We start from the raw sequence: 20,684 nt of genomic DNA, 5'->3' as shown, positions 1-20,684 counted from the left end.
GTGGCCGAAGCAGCGGACGCGGTACCGTGGAATCAATGCAGCCGTTGCGTTGGGAGCGTCGTCCAGATGGGCTCCGGGCCCCGGCGCTGGTCTGCGCGTTCAAAGGCTGGAACGACGCGGGCGAATCCGCCACCTCCGCCCTGACCTTCATCGCCGGCAGCCTCGGCGCCGAGTCGTTCGCGCGGATCGACCCGGAGGAGTTCGTCGATTTCCAGGCCACGCGCCCGATGGTGCGCCTGGAGGACGGCATCACGCGGACCATCGACTGGCCCGAGTTCGAGATCCACGCCGTCAGGATTCCGCGCGCCCCGCGCGACCTGATCCTGCTGAGCGGCCCCGAGCCCGCGTTCCGCTGGCGCACCTTCACCAAGACCGTCGTCGATCTGGCCGAGGCGCTCGGTGTGCAGATGGCCGTGCTGCTGGGCGCCTTACTCGCGGACGTCCCGCACTCGCGCCCGGTCTCTGTGAGCGCCCACGCGACCGATCCGGGCCTGATCCAGCGCCTGGCGTTGCAGCCGCCGACCTACGAGGGCCCGACGGGCATCGTGGGCGTGCTCCACCAGGGCTTCCAGGACGCGGGCCTTCCCGCCGCGTCGTTGTGGGCGGCGGTGCCGCACTACGTCGCGGTCGCGCCGAACCCGAAGGGCGCGCTGGCCTTGCTGCGGCGCCTGGAGTCGCTGGTCGGCGTCACCGTCGACGCCACCGACCTCGAGGACGCGGCGAACGACTACGAGCAGCAGGTGAGCCGCGCGGTCGAGCTCGACCCGGACGTCCAGGCGTTCGTGGAGCGGTTGGAACGCGCCGCCGACGAGGAGTCAGGCCGCCCCGACCCCGGCTCACTGCCGAGCGGCGACGTGCTCGCCCGCGAGTTCCAGCGCTTCCTGCGCCAGCGCGGCGAGGAGTAGCCCTACCGCTCCGCGGCGGGGCAGGCGATGCGGTAGTCGCACATCGAGCAGGCCGACCAGGACGGGGTCGGCTCGAAGCCCTGGGCTTGGATGCCGTCGGCGACGGTGAAGACGGTCTCGGTGATCCAGTCGCGGTCCTCTTCTGACCGCTCGACCGGGACCTTCTCGTCGTCGAGGACGTAGTAGTAGGACTGCGAGGCGGCTTCCAGCTCCCAGGACTCGCGGGCGCCGACGGCATACAAAGAGAGCTGGACGTCCTCGCGCAGTTGGGCGGCGGTCTTGGGACGGCCGGTCTTGTAGTCGATCAGCTCGTAGCCGCCGTCGGGCAGCCGGTCGACGCGGTCGACGCGGCCGCGCAGCAGGTGGGGGCCGAGGCGGAACTGGAAGGCGCGCTCGAACCAGACGGGCTCCCCGTCCTCCTCCTTGAAGCGGTCGTGGTAGCGGACCAGTGCCTGGGTGGCCTTGGCGCGGAACTGGCGCTCCTCCTCGGAATCGCCGAAGCCGCCGCGGCGCCAGCCCGCCTCCAACAACCCCAAGAGCTCGGGCAGGCCCGGCTCGCCGGAGCCGCCGTGGTAGCGCTCCAGGACCTGATGGACGAGGATGCCGAACCGCTGGTTCATCGTCGGCTCGCTGGGAATCCGGAAGACCCGCGCGAACTTGTACTTCAGCGGGCACGTCCGGTAGGTCTCGATGTCGGTCGCGCTCAGCAGCAGCCCGCCGCCGCGTTTCGGCAGGAAGGGATCCAGCGAGGGTTCGTTTCGTGCGGCGACGGCGCGGGCGCGCAAACGTTCGTCGCGTTCGGCGTCGAGCAGATAATCGTCAAGCGCGCTGGTCTCGAAGATCTCGCGCTGCTCGCTCGTCGAGGACTGCAGCAGCCGCGTGTTGATCTCCGGCAGCGCCTCCTCGACCGACATCCCGCCGGTGCGCGTGCGCTCGAGCAACGCGCTGAGCTTGATCAGCTCCAGGTACCTGACGACGGCGTGGGACACGTCCAGGTCGGTGTCGAAGCGCAGCTCCCCGAGCCGCCCGCCCACCTGGGCGACGGTCGTGAGCAGCTCGTCGCGCAGCAGCCGGAACGTCGACTGGAGCGTCTCGGCGGGGCCGAAGAGCTCCTCCTCCTTCGCCTCCCACTCGCCCGCGACCGCCGCGCGCGCCTCCTCGGCGAACGGCGAGGGCTGCTGGATCGCCCCGCGATCCGTGCGCTCCGGATAGGCCAGGACGAGCCGGCGGCGGGCTCTCGTCATCGCCACGTGCAGCAGTCGCCGCATCTCGGCGTTGTGCGCCCCCCGCGACAGCGGCGGCACGGTCTCCTTGATCAGCGCGTCCGGGATCGGCTCCATCGACTGCCGGCGCGGGCCCGGCATGCGCGCGCTCATCAGGCCGAGCACGTACACATGCTCGAACTCGTGGCCCTTGGCGTCGTGCATCGTCATCACCCGCACGCCCCGCGCCCGCTCGCCGTCGGCGGCCTCCTCCTCGCGCAGGCCGGCGTCGGCGACGGCGGCGATCGAGCGGGCGAACTCGCGCGCCGTCGCCTGCGGCGCGCGTCGCACGTACGCCGCGGCCAGCTCGGCGAACCGCGCCAGGTTGCGCAACCGCTCGACCACCTCGGTCGTGGCCGCGAACAGCAACTGCCGCCGCAGCCCGAGCCGCTCGACCAACCGGTGCACGTAGAGGTCCGGTCGCGACGAGTCCAGCGCGCCCGCGGCGCTCCGGTAGAGCTTCAGGAACGTGACGATCCGCTCGCGCGCCTCGGGCGGGATCTGCGGCGACTCCAGCGCAGCGCTCAAGGCCGCGACCATGTCGAGCTTGCGCCGCCGCGCGATCTGGGTCACCCGCGCGAGGTCGATCGCCCGCAGCTCGACCGGCGGCCGCGCCAGCGCACGCACCACGGCGCCCGCGTCGCCCGGGTCCACCAGCAGCCGCAGCCATGCCAGGAGGTCACGGACCTCCGCCCGCTGGAAGAACGCCGCCGCCCCGCTCAGGTGGTACGGCACGGCGCGCTCCTCGAACGCCACCGCCACCGCCTGACCCTCCGCCCGCACCGAGCGGACGAGTACGCACACGTCCTCCGGCGCCGCCTCGCCGCGCGAGATCAGCCGTTCGACCTCGGCCGCCACCGCCTGTGCCTGCGCCCGCTCGGACGCGCAGCGCCAGAAGGCGACCTCGCCGCCCGGCGCCGCGCTCAGCGCCTTCTCCAGCCGGTCCTCGATCGGCGCGACCACCGCGTCCGCCGCGGCCAGCAGCCGCGCGCCGAAGCGCTGCGACGCATCGAGCCGCACGACCGTAGCCAGCGGCCACTCCGCCCGGAAGTCGCGGATGTTCTTGGTCGCGGCGCCGCGGAAGCGGTGGATCGCCTGGTCGTCGTCGGCGAACGCGGAGATCCCGCCGTGCTCGCCCACGAGCAACCGCAACAGCAGACCCTGCGCGAAGCTCGCGTCCTGCAGCTCGTCCACCAACACGTGCGTGTAGCGCGCGGACAGGCGCGAGCGCACGTGCGGCTTCTCACGCAGCAGCCGGAACGCGTACAGCACGAGGTCCCCGATGTCCAACGCGCCCGCTTCGGCCAGCAGCGTGTCGTGCGCCGCGAACAGCTCGGCGAACTCGCGCTCGCGCGCGCCCCGCGGGTCGTCGGCCAGCGACCCCGCCCACGCCCGGTAGTCGGCGGCGCTGATCAGCTCGTCCTTCAAGCGGTCGACCCGGCGGACGATCGCCCCCAAGGTGGCGCTCGGGTTCCCGCGCAGGTCGTGGTGCTTGAGCGGCAGGTCGTCGATGTGCTCGAGCAGCATCGCCAGCCGGTCCGGCGCCGCGACCGGCGTGGCGAAGGGGTCGAGCCCCGCTTCCAGTGCCTCGTCGCGCAGCAGCCGGGCGCACAGGCCGCCGAACGTCGTCACCGACAGCTCCTCGTAGGGCACCGCCATGCGGTCCTCGACCTGCTCGCGCAGGCGGTCCGCCGCGCCGTCGCCGAGCGTCAACCCCAGGACGGCCTCGGGCGAGGAGCGCTCCGCGAGCCACGCGAAACGCTCGACGACGACCGTCGTCTTCCCGCTTCCGGCACCGCCGAGTACAAGCAGCGGGCCCCCGGCGTGCTCGACGGCCTCTCGCTGGGCGGAGGTGAGCACAGGCACCGCCGTAGGATAGGCCCGATGCCCGCCGATTCCCCCGACTGGCTTGGTGCGTGCCGCCGGTCGGTGGCCGCGATCTCGGCGATGCTCGACGCCCGCCCGACGATCGCCGAGCGCGTGGTGGAGACCGGCACCCGCGGCGAGGGCGGCGACCGCACGCTCCAGATCGACAAGGAGGCCGAGGACATCGTCTTCGGCGAGCTCGCCGCGCTGCATGACGCGGGCGCGCGCTTCTGCGCCGTCAGCGAGGAGCGCGGGCTCGTCGACTTCGGCTCCGACGACGTGCGGGTGATCATCGACCCGATCGACGGCTCCCTGAACGCCAAGCGCGGGATCACCCACCACGCGCTGTCGGTCGCCGTCGCCGACGGGCCGACGATGGCGGACGTGACCTTCGGCTTCGTGCAGGACTTCGGCCCGCAGGAGGAGTGGCTCGCGTGGCGCGGCGGCGGTGCGCGACTCGACGGCGTGCTGCTCGACACGACGCTGGTCGAGCGCCGCAACCGGCTGGGCAAGCTCGAGGTCGTGGGCGTCGAGTCCGCCGACCCGCGCTGGGTCATCCAGTCCGTCGACGCCCTCGAGGAGACCACGCACCGGATCCGGGCGATCGGGGCGATCGCGGTGTCGCTGTGCCAGGTCGCCGCCGCTCGGTTCGACGCGATGGCCTCGCTGAAGAAGTGCCGGGCCGTCGACGCCGCGGCGGCGCAGCTGATCGTCCGCGAGGCGGGCGGGGTGGTCTCCTTCATCGCCTTCGCGGACCCGCTGGGCGCGCCCCTGGACCTCGAAGGCCACTCGCCCGTGATCGCCGCGCGCACCCAGGCCGGCTTGGCAGACGTGGCGAAGGTGCCCGTGTGGCCGCAGGGTTAGCGCCTGCCATCCTGGGATAGGTGATCGATTGGAAGCTGGCCGGTACCGTCGCTCGTGGCGTCGCGAACCTGCAGCCCGCCGGAGATCCCGCTCCGTACGAGGAACTCGCGGGGCCGGCGGAAGAAGCTGAGCGGCTCGTGTCCGCATACACCGCGCTCGTTCCGGCCAAGCCGGTGCCCGTCGCGGAGGCCGTCGATCGCTCCGGCTGGATCGAGGCCAACCTCGCCGCGCTCGCCGCGGTGCTCGAGCCGGCCGTGCAGCGGATCGCGGGCAACTCCGGGGCCCTAGGCGCGATCGCCGGCGGCTTTCTGGCGATCGAGGCCGGCGCGGTCTCCGGGTTCCTCGCCGGCCGCGTGCTCGGCCAGTACGAGTTCCCCGTGCTCGAGCCGGAGAAGCCGGCCCGGCTGCTGTTCGTCGCGCCCAACCTCGCGCACGCCGCGAAGGGGCTCGACGCGCCCGCGGACCAGCTCCTGCGCTGGGTCGCGCTGCACGAGATGACGCACGCGTTGCAGTTCGGCGGCGTGCCGTGGCTGCGCCCGCACCTGAAGGAGATGCTGGGCGAGCTGCTCGGCGCGGTCGAGTTCAACGCGCGCAGCCTGTTCCGTGTGCCCGATGTCACAGATCTCCGCAAGCTCGTCGAACGGGCTCGCGAGGACGGCCTGGCGACGCTGATGATCGGCGCCGACCGCCGCGACGTGCTCGACCGCGTGCAGGCGTTCATGGCCGTGCTGGAGGGCTACGCCGAGCACGTGATGGATGCCGTCGGCGCCGACGTCCTCGACGACCTGCCCGGGCTGCGGTCCGCGCTCGGCAAGCGCCGCCGCGACCGCTCCGGCTTCTTGAAGCTGCTCGACAAGCTGCTCGGGATGGACCTCAAGCTGCGCCAGTACGAGCAGGGCAAGGCGTTCTGCGACGGGGTCGTCGCGCGAGCCGGTATTGGCGGCCTGAATCGGGTCTGGATCGGGCCTGAGGCCATGCCCACCGTGGCTGAGCTGAGCGACCCCGCGGGGTGGCTGACGCGCACCGAGCCACTGGTGCTGCGGCCATCTGTCTGACCGAACCTGCGTTCTGATCAGCACAAAGTCAGAAGCCGTTTTACGGCCCGTTTACGCGCTCGGCTCCCGCCTGTGATACAAAGTTGTCACAAGCTGATGTAACCCGTCCAGTGCATCGGTTTACGTACAAGTGTTCGCCTCTTGTAGGCGAACAAAGTTTCGTAACCCACAGGGCAGGGGGAAAAGAGCCACATGGCCGATTCCGATACCACCACGACCACCACGACCACGAACGCGACTCCTGCGAGCAAGCCTGCCGCGACGGCGACGGCCAAGAAGCCGGCCGCTCGTAAGCGCAAGCCGGCCGCGCGTCGCACGACGACCGCCAAGGCGCCCTCGAAGGCGACCGGGCGTCGTGCCCGGACCGTCGCCCGCAACGAGACGCGTGACGCCGCGAAGGCCAACGTCCGCGCCGCCCGCACCACGGCGGAGCAGGGCAAGTCGCTCGTCGAGCGCGCCGCGCTGACCTACGTGGGCGCGACGCTCGAGGCGCGTGACCGCGTCGTCGGCGCCGCCGGCACGGTCGCCGACACCTTCGGCACCCGCAAGAAGGCCGTCCGCGAGCTGGAGAAGCTCCAGGCCCGCTACGAGCGCCGCGGCACCACCTCGCGCAACCAGCTCGAGCGCGACGTCAAGAAGGCCCGCACGCGCCTCGAGCGCGTCGTGCGCCGCAACCGCAACGCCGTGGAGAAGGACGCCACGCGCGGCGTCGACGCCGTCACCGGCCGCGTCATCTCGACGACGCGCACGGTCGGCAACGTCGCCAAGGAGCGGATCACCGCGCTGGTTTAGGACCGATTTCCCCCGCACGCCGCCTTGGAGAGCGGCGTCGGGTAAGCCTCCCGGCCTCATATCCCGCCGGTAGGACCCGTTTGGCCTCATATCTCGCCGAGCGGGTGCAGCACCCTCTCCTCCCTCAACCGTCGCCGTGCCCCTCGGGGTGCGGCGTCGGTCTTTAACGAGGCCGAAGGGGACTCCCCCCACTCTCATTTACGGGTTTCCCCCTATGGGCAGGACCGCCCGCGACCGCCATCCTTCCTGGTGCGACATGGACGTAGGGCCCACCGGCATTGCCGACCGTCTCACTGGCGGCGTGCTCGCGGCCAGACCCCCTCGAGCACGCTTCGGTTGGCGTGCCGGTGGCGCCCGAATCCAACAGTCAGACTGAGGTCCGTGTTCGCACCCTCTCGCGGTCCAGCGCTCTTCTGGCGCCTCGCCATCGGCAACGCGGCCGTGCTGGCCGCGGCGTGCACGATCACGGCGCTCGTGTTCTCCCCCAAGGCGGAGGACGTCGCCGTGCGCGAGCTGTCGATCTTCGCCGGCGGCCTGGCGCTGATGCTCGCGATCAACCTGCTGCTGATCCGGCGCGCGCTGGCGCCGTTACGCCAGCTGACCGCCTTCGCCCGCCACATCGACCCGCTCGAGCCCGGCAATCGGCTCGATGTCGGTGGCGGCGACTCGGACGCCGCCGAGCTGGCCGCGGCGTTCAACGAGATGCTCGAACGGCTCGAAGCGGAGCGGCGCGACAGCGTCGCCCGCGCGCTCGCCGCGCAGGAGGGCGAGCGGCTGCGGGTGGCGCAGGAGCTCCACGACGGCGTCGGGCAGTCGCTGACCGGGGTCGTCCTGCAGCTCGGCCGCGCCGCGCGCGACATGCCCGAGCCTGACCGCGAGCGGGTGCTCGAGGCGCAGGAGACCGCGCGCGACAGCCTCGAGGAGATCCGCCGGATCGCCCGGATGCTGCGCCCGGAGGCGCTCGACGACCTCGGCCTCGCGAGCGCGTTGCTCGTGCTCGGCGAGCGCGTCGCCGAGCACTCCGAGCTCGAGGTCGACGTGCACGTCCAGCCCGGCCTGCCGGAGTTCAGCGGCGACGCCGAGCTCGTCCTCTACCGCGTCGCCCAGGAGGCGTTGACCAACGTCGCGCGTCACTCGGGGGCCAAGCGGGCGACGGTCAACCTCGCGCTCTCCGGCGGCAAGCCGCGCCTGGAGGTCGACGACGACGGCCACGGCTTCCCGCGCCACGGCACCGAGGGTGGCGGCGTGCGCGGCATGCGCGAGCGGGCGGTGCTGATCGGCGCCTCGTTGAAGCTCGGGCCGAGTCCGATGGGCGGCGCCCGTGTCACCCTCGACCTTCCCGCATGACGCAATCACTGCACACCCGCATCCTGCTCGCCGACGATCACGCGGTCGTCCGCCGCGGGCTGCGGCTCGTGCTCGAGGGCGAGCCGGACCTGCGCGTGGTCGCCGAGGCGGGTGACGGAGCCGAGGCGGTCGAGCTCGGGATGAACCCGGAGGTCGACCTGGCCGTGCTCGACATCTCGATGCCGCGTATGACCGGCCTGCAGGCCGCGCGCGAGCTCACGAACCGCCGCGACGACCTGCGCGTGCTGATCCTGAGCATGCACGACAACGAGCAGTACCTGTTCGAGGCGCTGCGGGCGGGCGCGTCCGGCTACGTGCTCAAGAGCGTCGCCGACCGCGACCTCGTCGAGGCCTGCCGGGCGACGATGCGCGGAGAGCCGTTCCTGTACCCGGGCGCCGTGCGGTCGTTGATGAAGGACTTCGTCGAGCGCGCGCGCCGCGGCGAGACGCCCTCGGACGACCCGTTGACCCCGCGCGAGGTCGAGATCGTCAAGCTGATCGCCGAGGCGCGCACGACGCGCGAGATCGCCGCCGACCTCGTGCTGAGCGAGAAGACGGTCGAGCGCCACCGCACGAACATCCTCGCCAAGCTCGGCATGCGCGACCGCGTGGAGCTCGTCCGCTACGCCATCCGGCGCGGCCTCGTCGAGCCGTAGGGGGAGTCTCCACCCGACATTGGGGGATCCCCCGGATGGACCGGACGCCGGTCCATCCCGATCCTGTTCGGATGGACATCGTGCTTGTCGACGATCACCCCGCTGTTCGCGCTGGGTTGCGGGGCCTGGTCGAGGACGAGGACGGTCTGCGCGTGGCCGCGACGGCCGCCACGGCGCGCGAAGGGTTCGAGGCGATCGCCGACACGCAGCCGCAGGTCGCGCTGGTGGACCTCCACCTGCCCGACGATGACGGCCTCTCGCTGTGTCTGCGCACCCGCGCCCTTCCCACGCCACCGCGGATCATCATCTACTCCGCGTTCGCCGACGCCGGTCTGGCGGTGCGCGCCGTGATCGCCGGCGCGGAGGGTGTGCTGCCGAAGGCCACGGCACCGCGCGTGCTGCTCGACGCGCTGCGCGACGGCACCGACACGCCGTTGGACAGCCGCGCTTTGCGGGCGCTCGGGGAGCGGCTCGACGAGGGCGATCTGCCGATCCTCGGGATGCTCGCGCACGGGGTGGACCCGCGCGAGATCGCGGTCACGCTCGGCCTGGAGCCGGAGTGGCTCGAGGCCCGTCGCTGGGCGATGCTGTCTCGCCTCGGGGGAGCTGCGAGACGGCATCCCCTGGCGGCCGCGTAAGCCCGCCTGCGACAATACGTCGCATGCCCACGAGAGATCAGGTTCTCGAGGCGCTGAAGGTCGTCATCGACCCCGAGCTGCACCGCAACATCGTGGAGCTCGGGATGGTTCGTTCCGTTGACATCTCTGACCAGGGGGCCGTCAACGTCACGGTCTCACTGACGACCCCCGGCTGCCCGATCAAAGGCCACTTCCAGACCGGCGTGACCAGCGCCGTCAAGTCCGTCGAAGGCGTGACGGCCGTGTCCGTCGGCTTCGACGTCCTGTCCGACGCCGAGAAGCAGGGCCTCCAGCGCACGCTGGGCCGCCCGAACGGCTTGCCCGCCGGCGCGCTCGCGCAGGTCGACAACGTCGTCTGCATCGGCTCCGGCAAGGGCGGCGTCGGCAAGTCGACCCTGACCGTCAACCTCGCCGCGGCGCTGCAGGCCGAGGGCAGGAAGGTCGGCGTGCTCGACGCCGACGTCTGGGGCTACTCGATCCCGCGCATGCTCGGGCTCGGCGGCCAGCGGCCGAAGGTCTCGCCCGAGAAGAAGATCCTCCCGCTGGAGGCGCACGGGCTGAAGGTCATCTCGATCGGCTTCTTCCTCAAGGAGGACGAGGCGGTCGTGTGGCGCGGGCCGATGCTCCACAAGGCGCTCACGCAGTTCCTGGAGGACGTCGCGTGGGGTGAGCTCGACTACCTGCTGATCGATCTGCCGCCGGGCACCGGCGACGTCTCGATGACGCTCTCGCAGCTGCTGCCGCAGGCGACGTTCATGATCGTCACCACGCCGCAGGACGCCGCCCAGAAGGTCGCGCGCCGCGCGGCGCAGATGGCCGACAAGGTCAACCTCGAGATCTCGAGCGTGATCGAGAACATGTCCGGCTTCACCGCCCCGGACGGCACCCGCTACCCGATCTTCGGCGAGGGCGGCGGCCAGCGCCTGGCCGACGAGCTCGACGTGCCGCTGGTGGGCCAGGTCCCGCTGACGATGCCGCTGCGCGCCCACGCGGACGCCGGCATCCCGCTGGTGGCGGTCGATCCCGACGACCCGGCCGCCCAGGCGATCCGCCACGCCGCGCGCGGGCTGCTCGCACTCGCTCCCGTCAAGCCGATCGACCTGCCGGTCCTGGACGTGGTCCAGGCGGGACCCCCACAGCCCGTGGGGATGTCCCTGCCAATGGCCTGAGCCCGGCTCGCGGCCGGGCGTACGCGCCTCGAGGTCGGATGATCGGGGTGGGGCGGAGGGGCTGCCCTGCCTCGATTATCTCCCGGCGTAGTACGCCGCGTTGCGCTCGGCGAAGCTCGCCCACTCGTCGGGGAGCTGGTCTTCGGCGAAGCACGCGTCCACCGGGCACGCCTCGACGCAGGCGTCGCAGTCGATGCACTCTTCGGGATCGATGTGGAGCATCTCGACCTTGTCGTAGTCGGGCTCGTCGGGCGTCGGGTGGATGCAGTCAACGGGGCAGACTTCGACGCAGGAGTTGTCCTTGGTTCCGATGCAAGGCTCGGCGATGACGTAGGCCATGGCGCTAATCCTCGCATAGGCTGCTGGCAATCGTGCTTTTGCTGACCGGAGCGACTGGACTGCTGGGCCACGCCGTGGTCCGCCGCCTCACGGCGAGGGGGATCCCTGTGCGCTGCCTGGTGCGCGACCCGCGCCGCCTGGGGCCCGAGCGGGTGCGGGTGCAGTTGGCGATCGGCGACCTCGCGGAGCCCGCCACGTGGCGCAACGCCCTGCGCGGAGTGGACACCGTGATCCATCTCGCGGGCGGCGCTCGCGACCAGCCGGGAGCCACGGTCGAGGAGCTCAACGGCCTCGCCGCCTGGCGCCTGCTGCGCGCCGCCGAGCGGGTGGGAGCGCGCCATTTCATCTGGATCATGCCGCTCGGCGCCACCCCGCATCACCCGATGCGCATGCAGCGGGCGAAGGCGCTCGCCGCGGCGGCGCTGGCCGAGTCGAGCATCGCGACGACGATCTTCGCCCACTCGCTCGTCTACGCCCCCGGCGACCGCCACCTGCGCTGGCTGGAGCGCCTCGGCTACCTGCCGGCCGTCCCGCTGGTCGGCCGCGGGATCGCCCGCACCCAACCGATCTGGGCCGAGGACGCCGCCGACTGCGTGCTGGCCGCGCTCGACCGTGTCCCGGAGCATCACGCCCGCCATGAGCTGGCGGGGCCGGAGACGCTGACGCAGCGCGAGTTCGTCCGCATGGTGCTGGCGGCGAGCGGTCGCCGCCGCCGCACGGTCCCGCTCCCGCTCGCGGGCCTGCGGGCCGCGCTGCAGGCCGAGGAGACGCTCGCCGGCCCGGCCTCGCTGGTCACGTGGGACGACGCCCAGATGCTCGCGGTGGAGATGCTGTCGTCGCGCGGGACCCTGGACGCCGAGGCCCTAGGCGTCAACCCGCGTCGCGTCGCCGACGTGCTCTGGTAGATGGGGCCGGTGGTGCGCCCACGGGTGCGCCGCCTCCATCTGCAGCGCGACCTGGAGCAGCCGGTCCTCGTTGAGCGGGCGGCCGACGAGCTGCACGTTGGTGGGCAGGCCGTCGGCGCCGAAGCCGACCGGGATCGAGATCGCCGGCTGGCCGGTCACGTTGAACAGCGACGTGTAGGGCGTGAACAGCCCGGAGCGCTCGAGGTCGGCCATCGGATCCTCGCCGAGCCCGTTGCACTCGCCGATCTTCAGCGGCCGCTCGGCCAGGCCCGGGGTCATCAGCAGGTCGTAGTCGGCGAAGAACGCGACCAGGCCGCGCGCGATCGCCTGCATCTGCGCGACCGCGCCGAGGTAGGCGACGGCGGGCGTCGAGCGCGACTGCTCGTAGAGCACGCGCGACAGCGGCTCGATCTCGTCCTCGCCCGGCTCGCGGCCGGCGCGGCGCACGCCGGCGTCGATCGCGAGCGCGATCGCGGGTCCGAACACGCTGATGAACACCTGCAACGACTCGGGGGTCGGCCAGGACGGAGCGTCCTCGACGACCTCATGGCCGAGCGCGGCCAGCAGCTCGGCGCCGACCCGCAGGCCGTGGATCGCCTCCTCGTCGACGGGCGCGTCGAACGGGTTGGTGGCGGTGACCGCCACGCGCAGCTTGCCGGGCGAGCGCCGCATCGACTTCACGTAGGGCTCCAGCGGGCGCGGCGCCCAGTTCGCGTCGCCGACCTCGTAGCCGCCGAGGACGTCGAGCGCGATCGCGGTGTCGCTGACCGTGCGGGTGAGGACCCCGTTGGCGCCGAGCCACGAGTCGCCGAGATCCGGCCCGGCGGACACCCGTCCGCGGCTCGGCTTGAGGCCGACGAGGCCGCACGCGGAGGCGGGGATGCGGAGCGACCCGCCGCCGTCGTTGCCGTGCGCGATCGGCAGCATGCCCGAGGCGACCGCGGCCGCGCTGCCGCCGCTGGACCCGCCGGGCGTGCGCGTCAGGTCCCACGGGTTGCGCGTCGCGCCGGTGTACCGCGGCTCGGTGGTCGGCAGGATCGCGAACTCGGGCAGGTTCGTGATCCCGACGATCACGAAGCCCGCCTCGCGCAGCCGCCGCACGAGGTAGGCGCTGTGGTCGGGCCGGTTTCCGGCGAGGAACTTCGACCCGCTGTTGGACTCGTAGCCCTGGACACCGATGTTGCCCTTGATCGCGATCGGCACGCCCGCGAACGGCGCGCTGTCACCCGGCGCGACCGCCGCGGCCGCCACCAAAGCCTTTTCGGCGTCGACCTCGATGAAGGCGTTGATCGCCGGATCGAGCGCCTCGATGCGACGCAGCGCCGCCTCCACCACCTCGAGTGGGCTTGCATCGCCGGTGCGTACGAGCGCGGCGGTCTCCTCGGCCGAGACGAACGCGAGATCGTCCAAGGATGCGGACCCTAGCGATTAGTCTCCCCCGGCGATGAATGCCGATGTGTTGCTCTCCTCGACAGCGGGCCTTGCGACGCCCGCGTTGGTCGTCGACGTCGAGGCGGCGGAGCGCAACATGGCCGCCGCGGACGTCCGGCTGCGGCCGCATTTCAAGGCCCACAAGTGCCCGGAGCTGATGCGCCGGCAACTCGCCGGCGGGGACACGACGGGCGTGACGTGCGCGACCGCGTGGGAGGCCGAGGTCGCCGCCAGAGCGGGGCTCCACGACGACATCCTCGTGGCGAACGAGGTCGCCGACCCGGGCGGGCTGGCCTCGCTGCGCCGGGCCGCCGAGCGCGCGCGGGTCACGGTCGCGATCGACAGCCCGCGTCACCTCGAGCTCCTCGAGGGGATCGACTGCCGGGTCCTGATCGAGATCAACGTCGGCCAGGACCGCTGCGGGCTCGACCCGCGCGACGAGGCCGCGATCGTCACGCTGGCGGAACAGGCGGGAGCGCGGTTCCGCGGCCTCCAGGGCTACGAAGGCCACGCCGTCCTGCTGCCGGAGCGCCCCTCGCGCGAGGAGCAGGTCGAGCGGGCGGCGACGATCCTTGACCGCCTGCGCGAGATCCTCGACTGCGAGCTGGTCTCAGGCGGCGGCACGGGCACGTTCGACCTCTCCACCCACCTCGACGAGATCCAGGCCGGCTCCTACGTCCTGATGGACGCGAGCTACGACCAGCTCGACCTCCCGTTCGAGCTGGCGCTCGCCTGTCGCACCACGATCGTCTCGCGCAACGGCACCCGCGCCGTCTGCGACGCCGGCCTGAAGGCGCTCTCGGCCGAGTACGGCCTCCCACGGGCGCTCGACCCGTCGATCGAGGCGGTCGGCTTGGCGGACGAGCACACGACATTGCGCCTGGCGGAGGACAGTCCTGTGGCCGTCGGCGACGCGATCCTGCTCATCCCCGCCCACGTCGACCCCACGGTCAACCTCCACGCCGCCCTGCACGCGGTGCACGGCGACGGGACGGTGGAGCGCTGGCCGGTCGAGGCTAGACGCCCTTGAGCGGCTCGTCAGGCGGGAGGGGCAGGTCCTGCGGGGCGGTCGGCTCGTCGTCCTCCCAGGCCGCGAAGGCCTCGCCGTCGCGGCCGACGTGCTCGTTCGCGCCGCCGAGCGCGATCAGCAGCACGTTCTCGGGGTGCCGATTGGCGATGTAGCGGCGGACGTCCGGCGCGACGCGGGCGATGTCGCCCTTGCCGAGCTCCTTCACCTCGTCCTCGAAGACCAGCGAGAGCGTGCCCTCCAGGACGAGGTAGACCTCCTCCTGCGCGGTATGGCGGTGGATGCGGCCACGCTGGCCGGGGCGGAGGATGACCTGGTTGATGCCGAAGGTCGTCACGCCGAGCGCGCGGCGCAAGGAGACGAAGCGCTCCTCCGATCCGGGCTCGAGCGCGGTGTAGCTGACACCGGGGTTCATAGCTGCATCATGCCGACCCAGGTCTCGGACTCCGCCGCGGTCAGCCCGCCGTGGTGGCCCTTGAACTCCAACTGGCGCGACGGGTACGCGCGCAGCCAGGCCATGCGGCCGGGGGCGGGCAGGACGCACACGTCGGCGAGCCGCGCTTGCAGGCGCGGGCCGGCGTCCGGGAACAGCTCCGCGGCGAGGCGGACCTCGGCGCGGTCGCCGAGGGCGGCGGTCAACTCCCCGACGACGGTGTCGGGATCCGAGACGTGCAGGAAGCAGTCACGCGCGGACCCGCACGGCTCCTGGCGCAGGTGCTCGAGCAGCGGCGGCCACGCATCGTCGAGATAGTCGACGGGGCCGACGTCGAGCTGCCCGTGGTCGGCGGTGACGACGATGAACGTGTCGCGCACGCTCGCGAGGGCGTCGAGCGCCGTCAGCGAACGGGCGACGAACTCGGGATGCGACGGACCGTGGCGATGCCCGGCGGCGTCGATCTTGTCCCAGTACAGGTGGGTGAGCCCGGGCGTGGCGTTCAGCCGCGCCACCGCCTGCTCGAAGCGCTGATAGGGCTCGACGGTCGCGCCGGCGAACGCGGCCTGGTTGTACTTGCCGAACGCGATCTCCTCCGGCTGCAGGACCCTCGCGGGGGCGTCGAGTCGCTCGAAGATGGTCGGGCCCGGCACGACGGTCCGCGGGTCGAGCTCGAGCGGGACGCCTGACGGGGTCACGAACGGCAGCGCGAGGATCGGTGCATCGAGCTGCGGCTCGTAGACGCACCACTCGTAGAGCCCGTGCTCAGCGACCGGCAACCCGGTGTAGAGCGTCGTCAGGTGCGCGGTCGTCGTCGACGGGAACTGCGAGGCGACCGGCTCGATCTCCAGCCGCTTCAGGAACGGGTGGTCGGCGTGGCGCTGCACGAACGCCCAGCCGAAGGCGTCGAGGAGGACGACCGCGACGCGCTCGTGCTCGCGAGTGAGGGCCGCGACGCGGCCCGGCAGGTCGGCGAATCCGATCACCCGCTCACGCGCCGCAGTTCGTCCGGCTCGCCGATCCGGGCGCGCCGGAACGGGTCGCGCAGGTAGGTGTTGACCAGGTCCGCGGCGCGCTCCGCGTCACCGGCGAGCTGGTCGGCCGGGAGCACGAGGTCGGCGATCGCCAGCCGCCGATTGATGGCGGAGACGACCCGCCACCCCCGGCGGCGAACGCGCCGTGGATCGGTGGCGGAGATCCCGAGGATGCGCGAGCGCGACAGCGTGATCACACCGGCGCCTTCGACCGCGTCCCAGTCGAGCTCGGCGTCGCCCCAGCCCAGCAGCCGCACGCGCGTCGGCGTGAGCGCGAGCCCGCGCGCGCCGCCGAGCTGCACGAGCCCGATCGCCAGGAATGCCCCGAACGTGATCGCGCACACCAGCCCCACGATCAACGAGGCCGAGAGCGCGATCAGCACGCCGGCCGCGGTCATCCCGCCCGCCGCCGCGACCAGCACCAGCTGCTTCGCCCGCGCGACCGGGAGCAGGAAGCCGCGCTCGGAGCCCACGTCGACGATCTTGACCGCCGCCGCGCCCTCGCGGCTGAGCAGCGGCAGCGCGAGCGCGAGCCCGCCGACGCCGAAGAACAGGATGGAGATCGCGCCGACCACGCGGGTGTCGGAGTCCGGGCCGGCGATCAGCAGCACCGCGCCGAGCAGCGCGAAGCCGATGCAGAGCGCGAATGGGAGCCTGCGGCCACTCATCGCTGTTGTCGCGACCGGACGAGCGTCTGGGCGAGTTGGACGGTGAGCGGCTCGACCTGGTCGAGCGTTCCCGCGCCGTGCAGCAGCCGCACGCCGGCATTGACCACGCCCTGAACGAGCTGGGCGACGAGTTTGGGGTCGTTCGGCCCGAGTTCGGGCTCGAGCAGGGCGGCGGGCCGGTAGGCGAGCGCGTTGATGCGCGCGCGGACCGCCGGCCCGAGCGGCGCGTCGCCGAGCAGTTCGGCCATCCGGTGGCTGCCGCGGGCGACGAGTCGCAGCTGCGTGGAGACGAACGCCGCGATCCGGGCGTCCTGGCCGTCGGCGGCCGCCATCGCCGCCTCGAGCTCCTCCAGCCAGCGCGGCATGTCGCGCTCGCACAGCGCGGCGATCAGGTCGTCGCGCGACCCGAAGTACCGGTAGATCGAGTTGCGCGCGAGCCCGGTGCGCTCGCCGAGCGCGCGGAACGTCAGCGCGCCATGTCCGGCCTCGAGCAGGATCGCCTCGGCGGCGTCCAGCAGCGCTTCCCGCTGCTGGGCGCGGTGCTCGGCGACCGTCGGTGCGTCGATCTGGGGCATCGGAGGCCCGATCCTAGGCCGTCGGGGAGGGCACCGCGAACGAGTGGCGCAGATGATCGCGCTCATGCGACGCCTGATCACGGGTCTCGCGGTCGTTGCCGGGGCGTTCGCCGCTGCCGCGCCGACCGCGTCGGCCGACCCGACGCTCCAGACCTACACGTTCCCCATCGGTGTCAAGTCGGCCGAGGGGATCGCCGCGGCCCCGGACGGGACGGTCTATGTCGGCACCGACGACAACACGAAGACGCCGCCGATCGCCAAGGTCGATCCCGCGCAGGTGTCGCCGGGGACCGCGAACGGGGTCACGCTTATCCCCTCGCCCCCGAACCCGGATCCGGATGCCTGCTGCGTCCGGCTCTTCCGCGACCTGACGTTCTCGCCGCTGTCCAACACGCTGTTCTGGACGCGCAGCGACGCCCAGGTCGGGAAGCTCGACACCGGTGGGATGTCCTCGATCACGATCGGCAGCAAGACCGGCGGCTACATCGAACCGTTCGGGATCGTCGCCGCGCCGGACGGCGGGGCCTGGTTCACCGAGAAGAGCGGCTCCAACATCTCGCCCACGTTCTATGGGAATCGGATCGCGTACGTCTCCAGCTCGCTGGGCGGCCCGAACGAGCAGGTCAACCTGGCGCTCCAGGGCGGGCGGACCACGCTTGACGGCCTGCGCTACGTCGCGCAGCCGAAGGGGATCACCATGGGTGTCGACGGCAAGCCGTGGTTCGTCTCCTCCGATCCCGGCAACCCGGGGTGGTACATCGGCACGACCAACGGCACCGGGTACGAGGAGTACCGGCTGTGCCCGTGCGGCTCGGTCGCCGGTTCGCCCTCCCTCACCGACGTCGTGGCCGCGACCGGCGGGATGCTCTGGTACACGAACGAGCAGAAGAACAGCTTCGGGCGCTTCGATCCCGTGACGCACGATTACGAGGATTTCGCTCTGGCGACGCTGGGTCTCTCCGCGGGCAGGCCGGTCGCGCTCGCGGCGGGCGGCGACGGCTCCGTCTGGCTGGCGGTCTCGGGCTTCTCGCAGCCCAATGCCAACGCGATCGTCAAGATCGTCCCGGCTGTCACGGGTCCGCCGCAGGCGACGGTGTACAAGATCGGAACCTCGATCGCGCCCACCTCGATCGCGACCGACACCAAGGGCAACGTGTGGTTCAGTGGCACGTCCTTCGGTGGGCCCGGCGGGTTCGGGCGCCTCGGCGACGCGGTCGCGACGAACCCGGGGACCGGCGGTGGCGAGCAGCTCCCGGTGACCACGACCCCGCCCGCGACGTCCACGCCGCCGGCGACCACGGTCACGCTCACGCCGAGCACGAGCGCCCGCGCGACCGTGAACGACCCCACGGTCAAGGGCGACACGATCTCGGCCAACCAGATCTGCGTCGGCCCGCCCCAGGACAAGTGCTCGCTGATCTACCTGATCCAGACCCACGAGTACGTCACCGGCTTCCCCGGCACCAAGGGCCTGATGGCGGCCAGGCCGAAGAAGCTGACCACGATCGGCCAGCTGAAGGTGACGCTGACGGGCGGTCAGTCCAAGAAGGTCACGATCAAGCTCAACGCCAAGGGCAAGAAGCTGCGCAAGAAGAAGAGCTTCAAGGCGACGTTGACCGTGACTCAGTCGATCAACGGCGCCAAGCCGAAGCAGATCCTGAAGAAGAACCTGAAGTTCAAGAAGTAGCGCGGGCCCGCTTGGCGAGCTCGACCGTGGCGGCCCGCAGGTCGCCCGGTCGGTTCGCCGGCTCGGCGAACTCCAGCCGGGTCTCGGCGAAGCCGCGCGGCGTCTGGACGTGCAGGTCCATGCCGTAGCGGTCGATCCGCACGCACTTGGCCTCGCTCGCGTCCGGGTGGCCGGCCAGCTTCTGCGCCATCAGCAGCAGCGCGTCCGCGTGGTCGTCGTTGAGGTGCTCGATCGCGTAGGCGGCGCCGCTCGCGACCGGGTCGGGCTCGGCGGCGTGGAAGGCGTCGGCGTCGGTGGAGTCCATGCGGCCGTAGCCTCCCACCCAGCGCACGCGCTCGATTCGCAGGACGTAATAGGTGAAGTCGCCGAAGCCGCCATAGAGGCCCGAGGCGGGTGAGGCCGCCTTGTAGGCGTCACGTGCCGCGTCGAGCTCCGCGCCGACGGGCGTCTCGAGCACGCCGGCGAGCGTGACCCGGCCGCTGTCGAGCGGGTCGCCGGCGACGTCGGTCTCACCCACCACGAGGCTGGCCCGCGGGTCGCGGGTGATGTTGCGGCCGTGCTCGGCCAGCGTCGACAGGCACAGCACGGGCGAGCCGTCCTCGAGCGCCGCGTAGAGCACGAGCGACCCCCACGGCGACCCGTCCTCGCTGAGCGTGGCCAGGGCGGCCGTCTGGGTGCTCGCGACGAGCGTGCGCGCCTCCTCGGCGGGGGTGCGGCGGCGCGCGGGCCGGATGTCGCCGAGCGGCGCGGCCCCGGTGAGGACCTCGGGCGGAGCGAGGTGATCGGTGGGGAAGGCGGTCACGACGTCGACCTTAGCGACAGGTGTCCCCAAGATCAAGACACCTGTCGCTAAGTCGTGAAGCGGTGTGTGCGAGGCGGCTACGGCGGATCGCTGGCCAGATCACCGGTCGTCCCTGCCGGGTCCGGGCAGGCGCTCGCATACTGGTGGTACGTGTGCGCCTGCCGGGGTCCGGCAGGGGCGGGCGGGGCCCGCCAGAATCCGTTGTAGTCGCGCGAGCGCGCACTACCCGATCGTGACCGTCGCCTGGAGGTTGCCGGTGGCCTTCTTGGCGGTGCGCTTGAGCAGGTACGTGCCCTTCAGCGTCGTGCCGGAGAGGACGCCCAGGCGCAGCGTCCTGCGCTCGGCGGTGCCGCTGGCGACGGTCTTGCCGGTCGCCCGGTCGACGAGCCGCACGTGCACCTCGGTCGTGGTCTTGAACGGGGCCTTCTTCAGGCGGATCACGCGCAGTTCGGCGTCGCGGCCGTCCTTGCCGTTCGTGCCGTTGACGCCGTCCTTGCCGTCGCGCCCGGCCGCGCCGACCTGCGGCGTCGTCTCGTCCAGCGCCAGCGTCAGGCTCATCGTGCCGTAGCGGTTCGAGTTGGCCCCGAAGCCGGCGAGCTGCGTCGTCGCGGTCGACAGCGGGACGATGCCCGTGATCCGGCGCGAGCCGTCGGCCCGGAGCTTGACCTCGGCGTTGGAGAGGTCGAGCTTGAACTGGTCGGTCGAGCGGTCGTAGGTGCTCGGCGTGCCGGTCCGGTCGGCGGTCACGCCGGACGCCTTGAGCGTGCCGGTGAGGCCGTCGAGCGTGATCAGCGGGTCCACGACCGTGATCGGGACGCCGTGGACGGTGAACGTCACGGTGCCCTTGGTCTCGACCGTCCCGACGCCCTTGTCGGTGTACTTGCCGCCGGCGGCCACCGGGTAGCCGAAGGTGTACGCCTGGTCGGCGCCGCGGACCGAGTCGGGCGTGACGCTGGTCGCGGCGGCGCCCGTCGGGCCGGTCAGCGTCGCCGGCGCGGTGGCGGAGGCGGTGCCGTTGGACGAGCCCGGGTTGCCGACCTGGTTGAACGTGACGTACCCGAGCCACGAGCGGGCCGGGTCGCCGAAGGACGTCATCACGTTCGCGATCGTCCAGTCGAGCTTTCCGCCGGTGACGGAGTAGTCGGCGGCGTCGGCCGCGGGCGCCGCGGCCAGCAGCGTGAGGCCGGCGGCGAGGGCGAGGGTGGTCTTGCGCATGAGTCCTTTCAGCG

Annotated in this window: 20 protein-coding genes; 11 read left to right on the top strand and 9 right to left on the bottom strand. The window is 72.1% G+C overall.

What is annotated here, in order from left to right:
• The first annotated feature begins 35 nt into the window (after window positions 1-35).
• Window positions 36-905, top strand: coding sequence for a PAC2 family protein (locus G569_RS0106955; protein WP_053225976.1), 870 nt, complete (start codon window positions 36-38; stop codon window positions 903-905).
• Window positions 906-907: 2 nt separating this feature from the next.
• On the opposite strand, the gene G569_RS0106950 is transcribed toward G569_RS0106955, so the two are convergent.
• Window positions 908-4,033, bottom strand: coding sequence for an ATP-dependent helicase (locus G569_RS0106950; RefSeq protein WP_169542085.1), 3,126 nt, complete (start codon window positions 4,031-4,033; stop codon window positions 908-910).
• A gap of 18 nt (window positions 4,034-4,051) precedes the next feature.
• On the opposite strand from G569_RS0106950, the gene G569_RS0106945 reads away from it, so the two are divergent.
• The 7 genes from G569_RS0106945 (at window position 4,052) to G569_RS0106915 (ending at window position 10,554) form a co-directional block, all read left to right on the top strand.
• A complete protein-coding gene (locus tag G569_RS0106945; protein WP_084284380.1) occupies window positions 4,052-4,897 on the top strand; it encodes an inositol monophosphatase family protein in 846 nt (281 codons plus the stop codon).
• 20 nt (window positions 4,898-4,917) lie between these two features.
• Window positions 4,918-5,952 (top strand): Rv3626c family coenzyme F420 biosynthesis-associated protein, encoded by a 1,035-nt coding sequence (locus G569_RS46220; RefSeq protein ID WP_053225975.1) that lies wholly within the window; start codon window positions 4,918-4,920, stop codon window positions 5,950-5,952.
• Between the two features lie 192 nt (window positions 5,953-6,144).
• Window positions 6,145-6,744 (top strand): hypothetical protein, encoded by a 600-nt coding sequence (locus G569_RS0106935; RefSeq protein ID WP_028062879.1) that lies wholly within the window; start codon window positions 6,145-6,147, stop codon window positions 6,742-6,744.
• 381 nt (window positions 6,745-7,125) lie between these two features.
• Window positions 7,126-8,091, top strand: coding sequence for a HAMP domain-containing sensor histidine kinase (locus G569_RS0106930; RefSeq protein ID WP_037494876.1), 966 nt, complete (start codon window positions 7,126-7,128; stop codon window positions 8,089-8,091).
• Entirely contained in the window at window positions 8,088-8,747 is a 660-nt protein-coding gene (locus G569_RS0106925; protein ID WP_028062877.1) for a response regulator, read from the top strand. The genes G569_RS0106930 and G569_RS0106925 overlap by 4 nt, the downstream gene beginning before the upstream one ends.
• A 71-nt stretch (window positions 8,748-8,818) precedes the next feature.
• Window positions 8,819-9,385 carry a response regulator gene (locus G569_RS57425; protein ID WP_169542084.1) on the top strand — a complete coding sequence of 189 codons (567 nt, stop codon included), beginning with the start codon at window positions 8,819-8,821 and terminating at the stop codon, window positions 9,383-9,385.
• A 14-nt stretch (window positions 9,386-9,399) separates the two neighbouring features.
• A complete protein-coding gene (locus G569_RS0106915; protein WP_371683456.1) occupies window positions 9,400-10,554 on the top strand; it encodes an Mrp/NBP35 family ATP-binding protein in 1,155 nt (384 codons plus the stop codon).
• Window positions 10,555-10,629: 75 nt separating this feature from the next.
• Here the strand turns inward: G569_RS0106915 and G569_RS0106910 are convergent, their stop codons facing one another.
• Complete coding sequence (locus G569_RS0106910) at window positions 10,630-10,893, bottom strand: 4Fe-4S dicluster domain-containing protein (RefSeq protein WP_028062875.1); 264 nt, start codon at window positions 10,891-10,893, stop codon at window positions 10,630-10,632.
• A gap of 32 nt (window positions 10,894-10,925) precedes the next feature.
• Between G569_RS0106910 and G569_RS57420 the strand changes: the two genes are divergently transcribed.
• Window positions 10,926-11,798: an NAD(P)H-binding protein gene (locus G569_RS57420; RefSeq protein ID WP_084284373.1), complete on the top strand. Its 873-nt coding sequence runs from the start codon at window positions 10,926-10,928 to the stop codon at window positions 11,796-11,798.
• On the opposite strand, the gene G569_RS46205 is transcribed toward G569_RS57420, so the two are convergent.
• On the bottom strand, window positions 11,757-13,208 hold the full coding sequence (locus tag G569_RS46205; RefSeq protein WP_053225973.1) for an amidase: 1,452 nt from the start codon (window positions 13,206-13,208) through the stop codon (window positions 11,757-11,759). The two genes, G569_RS57420 and G569_RS46205, sit on opposite strands and share 42 nt — an antisense overlap.
• Before the next feature lie 34 nt (window positions 13,209-13,242).
• Here G569_RS46205 and G569_RS0106895 point away from each other — a divergent pair, with 34 nt between their 5' ends.
• Complete coding sequence (locus G569_RS0106895; protein WP_064750275.1) at window positions 13,243-14,259, top strand: alanine racemase; 1,017 nt, start codon at window positions 13,243-13,245, stop codon at window positions 14,257-14,259.
• Here G569_RS0106895 and G569_RS0106890 read toward each other — a convergent pair.
• The 4 genes from G569_RS0106890 to G569_RS0106875 are packed head-to-tail and all read right to left on the bottom strand — an operon-like array spanning window position 14,246 to window position 16,966.
• On the bottom strand, window positions 14,246-14,671 hold the full coding sequence (locus G569_RS0106890) for a cupin domain-containing protein (RefSeq protein ID WP_028062872.1): 426 nt from the start codon (window positions 14,669-14,671) through the stop codon (window positions 14,246-14,248). The genes G569_RS0106895 and G569_RS0106890 overlap by 14 nt on opposite strands.
• A complete protein-coding gene (locus G569_RS0106885; RefSeq protein ID WP_028062871.1) occupies window positions 14,668-15,675 on the bottom strand; it encodes an alkaline phosphatase family protein in 1,008 nt (335 codons plus the stop codon). The genes G569_RS0106890 and G569_RS0106885 overlap by 4 nt, the downstream gene beginning before the upstream one ends.
• Window positions 15,672-16,391 carry a hypothetical protein gene (locus G569_RS0106880; RefSeq protein WP_028062870.1) on the bottom strand — a complete coding sequence of 240 codons (720 nt, stop codon included), beginning with the start codon at window positions 16,389-16,391 and terminating at the stop codon, window positions 15,672-15,674. Before G569_RS0106880 ends, G569_RS0106885 begins: the two co-directional genes overlap by 4 nt.
• On the bottom strand, window positions 16,388-16,966 hold the full coding sequence (locus tag G569_RS0106875) for a TetR/AcrR family transcriptional regulator (RefSeq protein ID WP_028062869.1): 579 nt from the start codon (window positions 16,964-16,966) through the stop codon (window positions 16,388-16,390). The genes G569_RS0106880 and G569_RS0106875 overlap by 4 nt, the downstream gene beginning before the upstream one ends.
• Before the next feature lie 64 nt (window positions 16,967-17,030).
• On the opposite strand from G569_RS0106875, the gene G569_RS0106870 reads away from it, so the two are divergent.
• Window positions 17,031-18,653: a Vgb family protein gene (locus tag G569_RS0106870; protein ID WP_084284370.1), complete on the top strand. Its 1,623-nt coding sequence runs from the start codon at window positions 17,031-17,033 to the stop codon at window positions 18,651-18,653.
• Here G569_RS0106870 and G569_RS0106865 read toward each other — a convergent pair.
• Window positions 18,643-19,455, bottom strand: a complete 813-nt coding sequence (locus G569_RS0106865) for a HugZ family pyridoxamine 5'-phosphate oxidase (RefSeq protein ID WP_028062867.1) — start codon at window positions 19,453-19,455, stop codon at window positions 18,643-18,645. The two genes, G569_RS0106870 and G569_RS0106865, sit on opposite strands and share 11 nt — an antisense overlap.
• Before the next feature lie 222 nt (window positions 19,456-19,677).
• Complete coding sequence (locus tag G569_RS0106860; RefSeq protein ID WP_028062866.1) at window positions 19,678-20,670, bottom strand: HtaA domain-containing protein; 993 nt, start codon at window positions 20,668-20,670, stop codon at window positions 19,678-19,680.
• Window positions 20,671-20,684: the final 14 nt, after the last annotated feature.

The sequence above is a fragment of the Solirubrobacter soli DSM 22325 genome (assembly GCF_000423665.1).
GTDB classification, from domain to species: domain Bacteria; phylum Actinomycetota; class Thermoleophilia; order Solirubrobacterales; family Solirubrobacteraceae; genus Solirubrobacter; species Solirubrobacter soli.
Note: the sequence above shows the minus strand (reverse complement) of the source record. Positions and strands in the feature narration are given on the sequence as shown.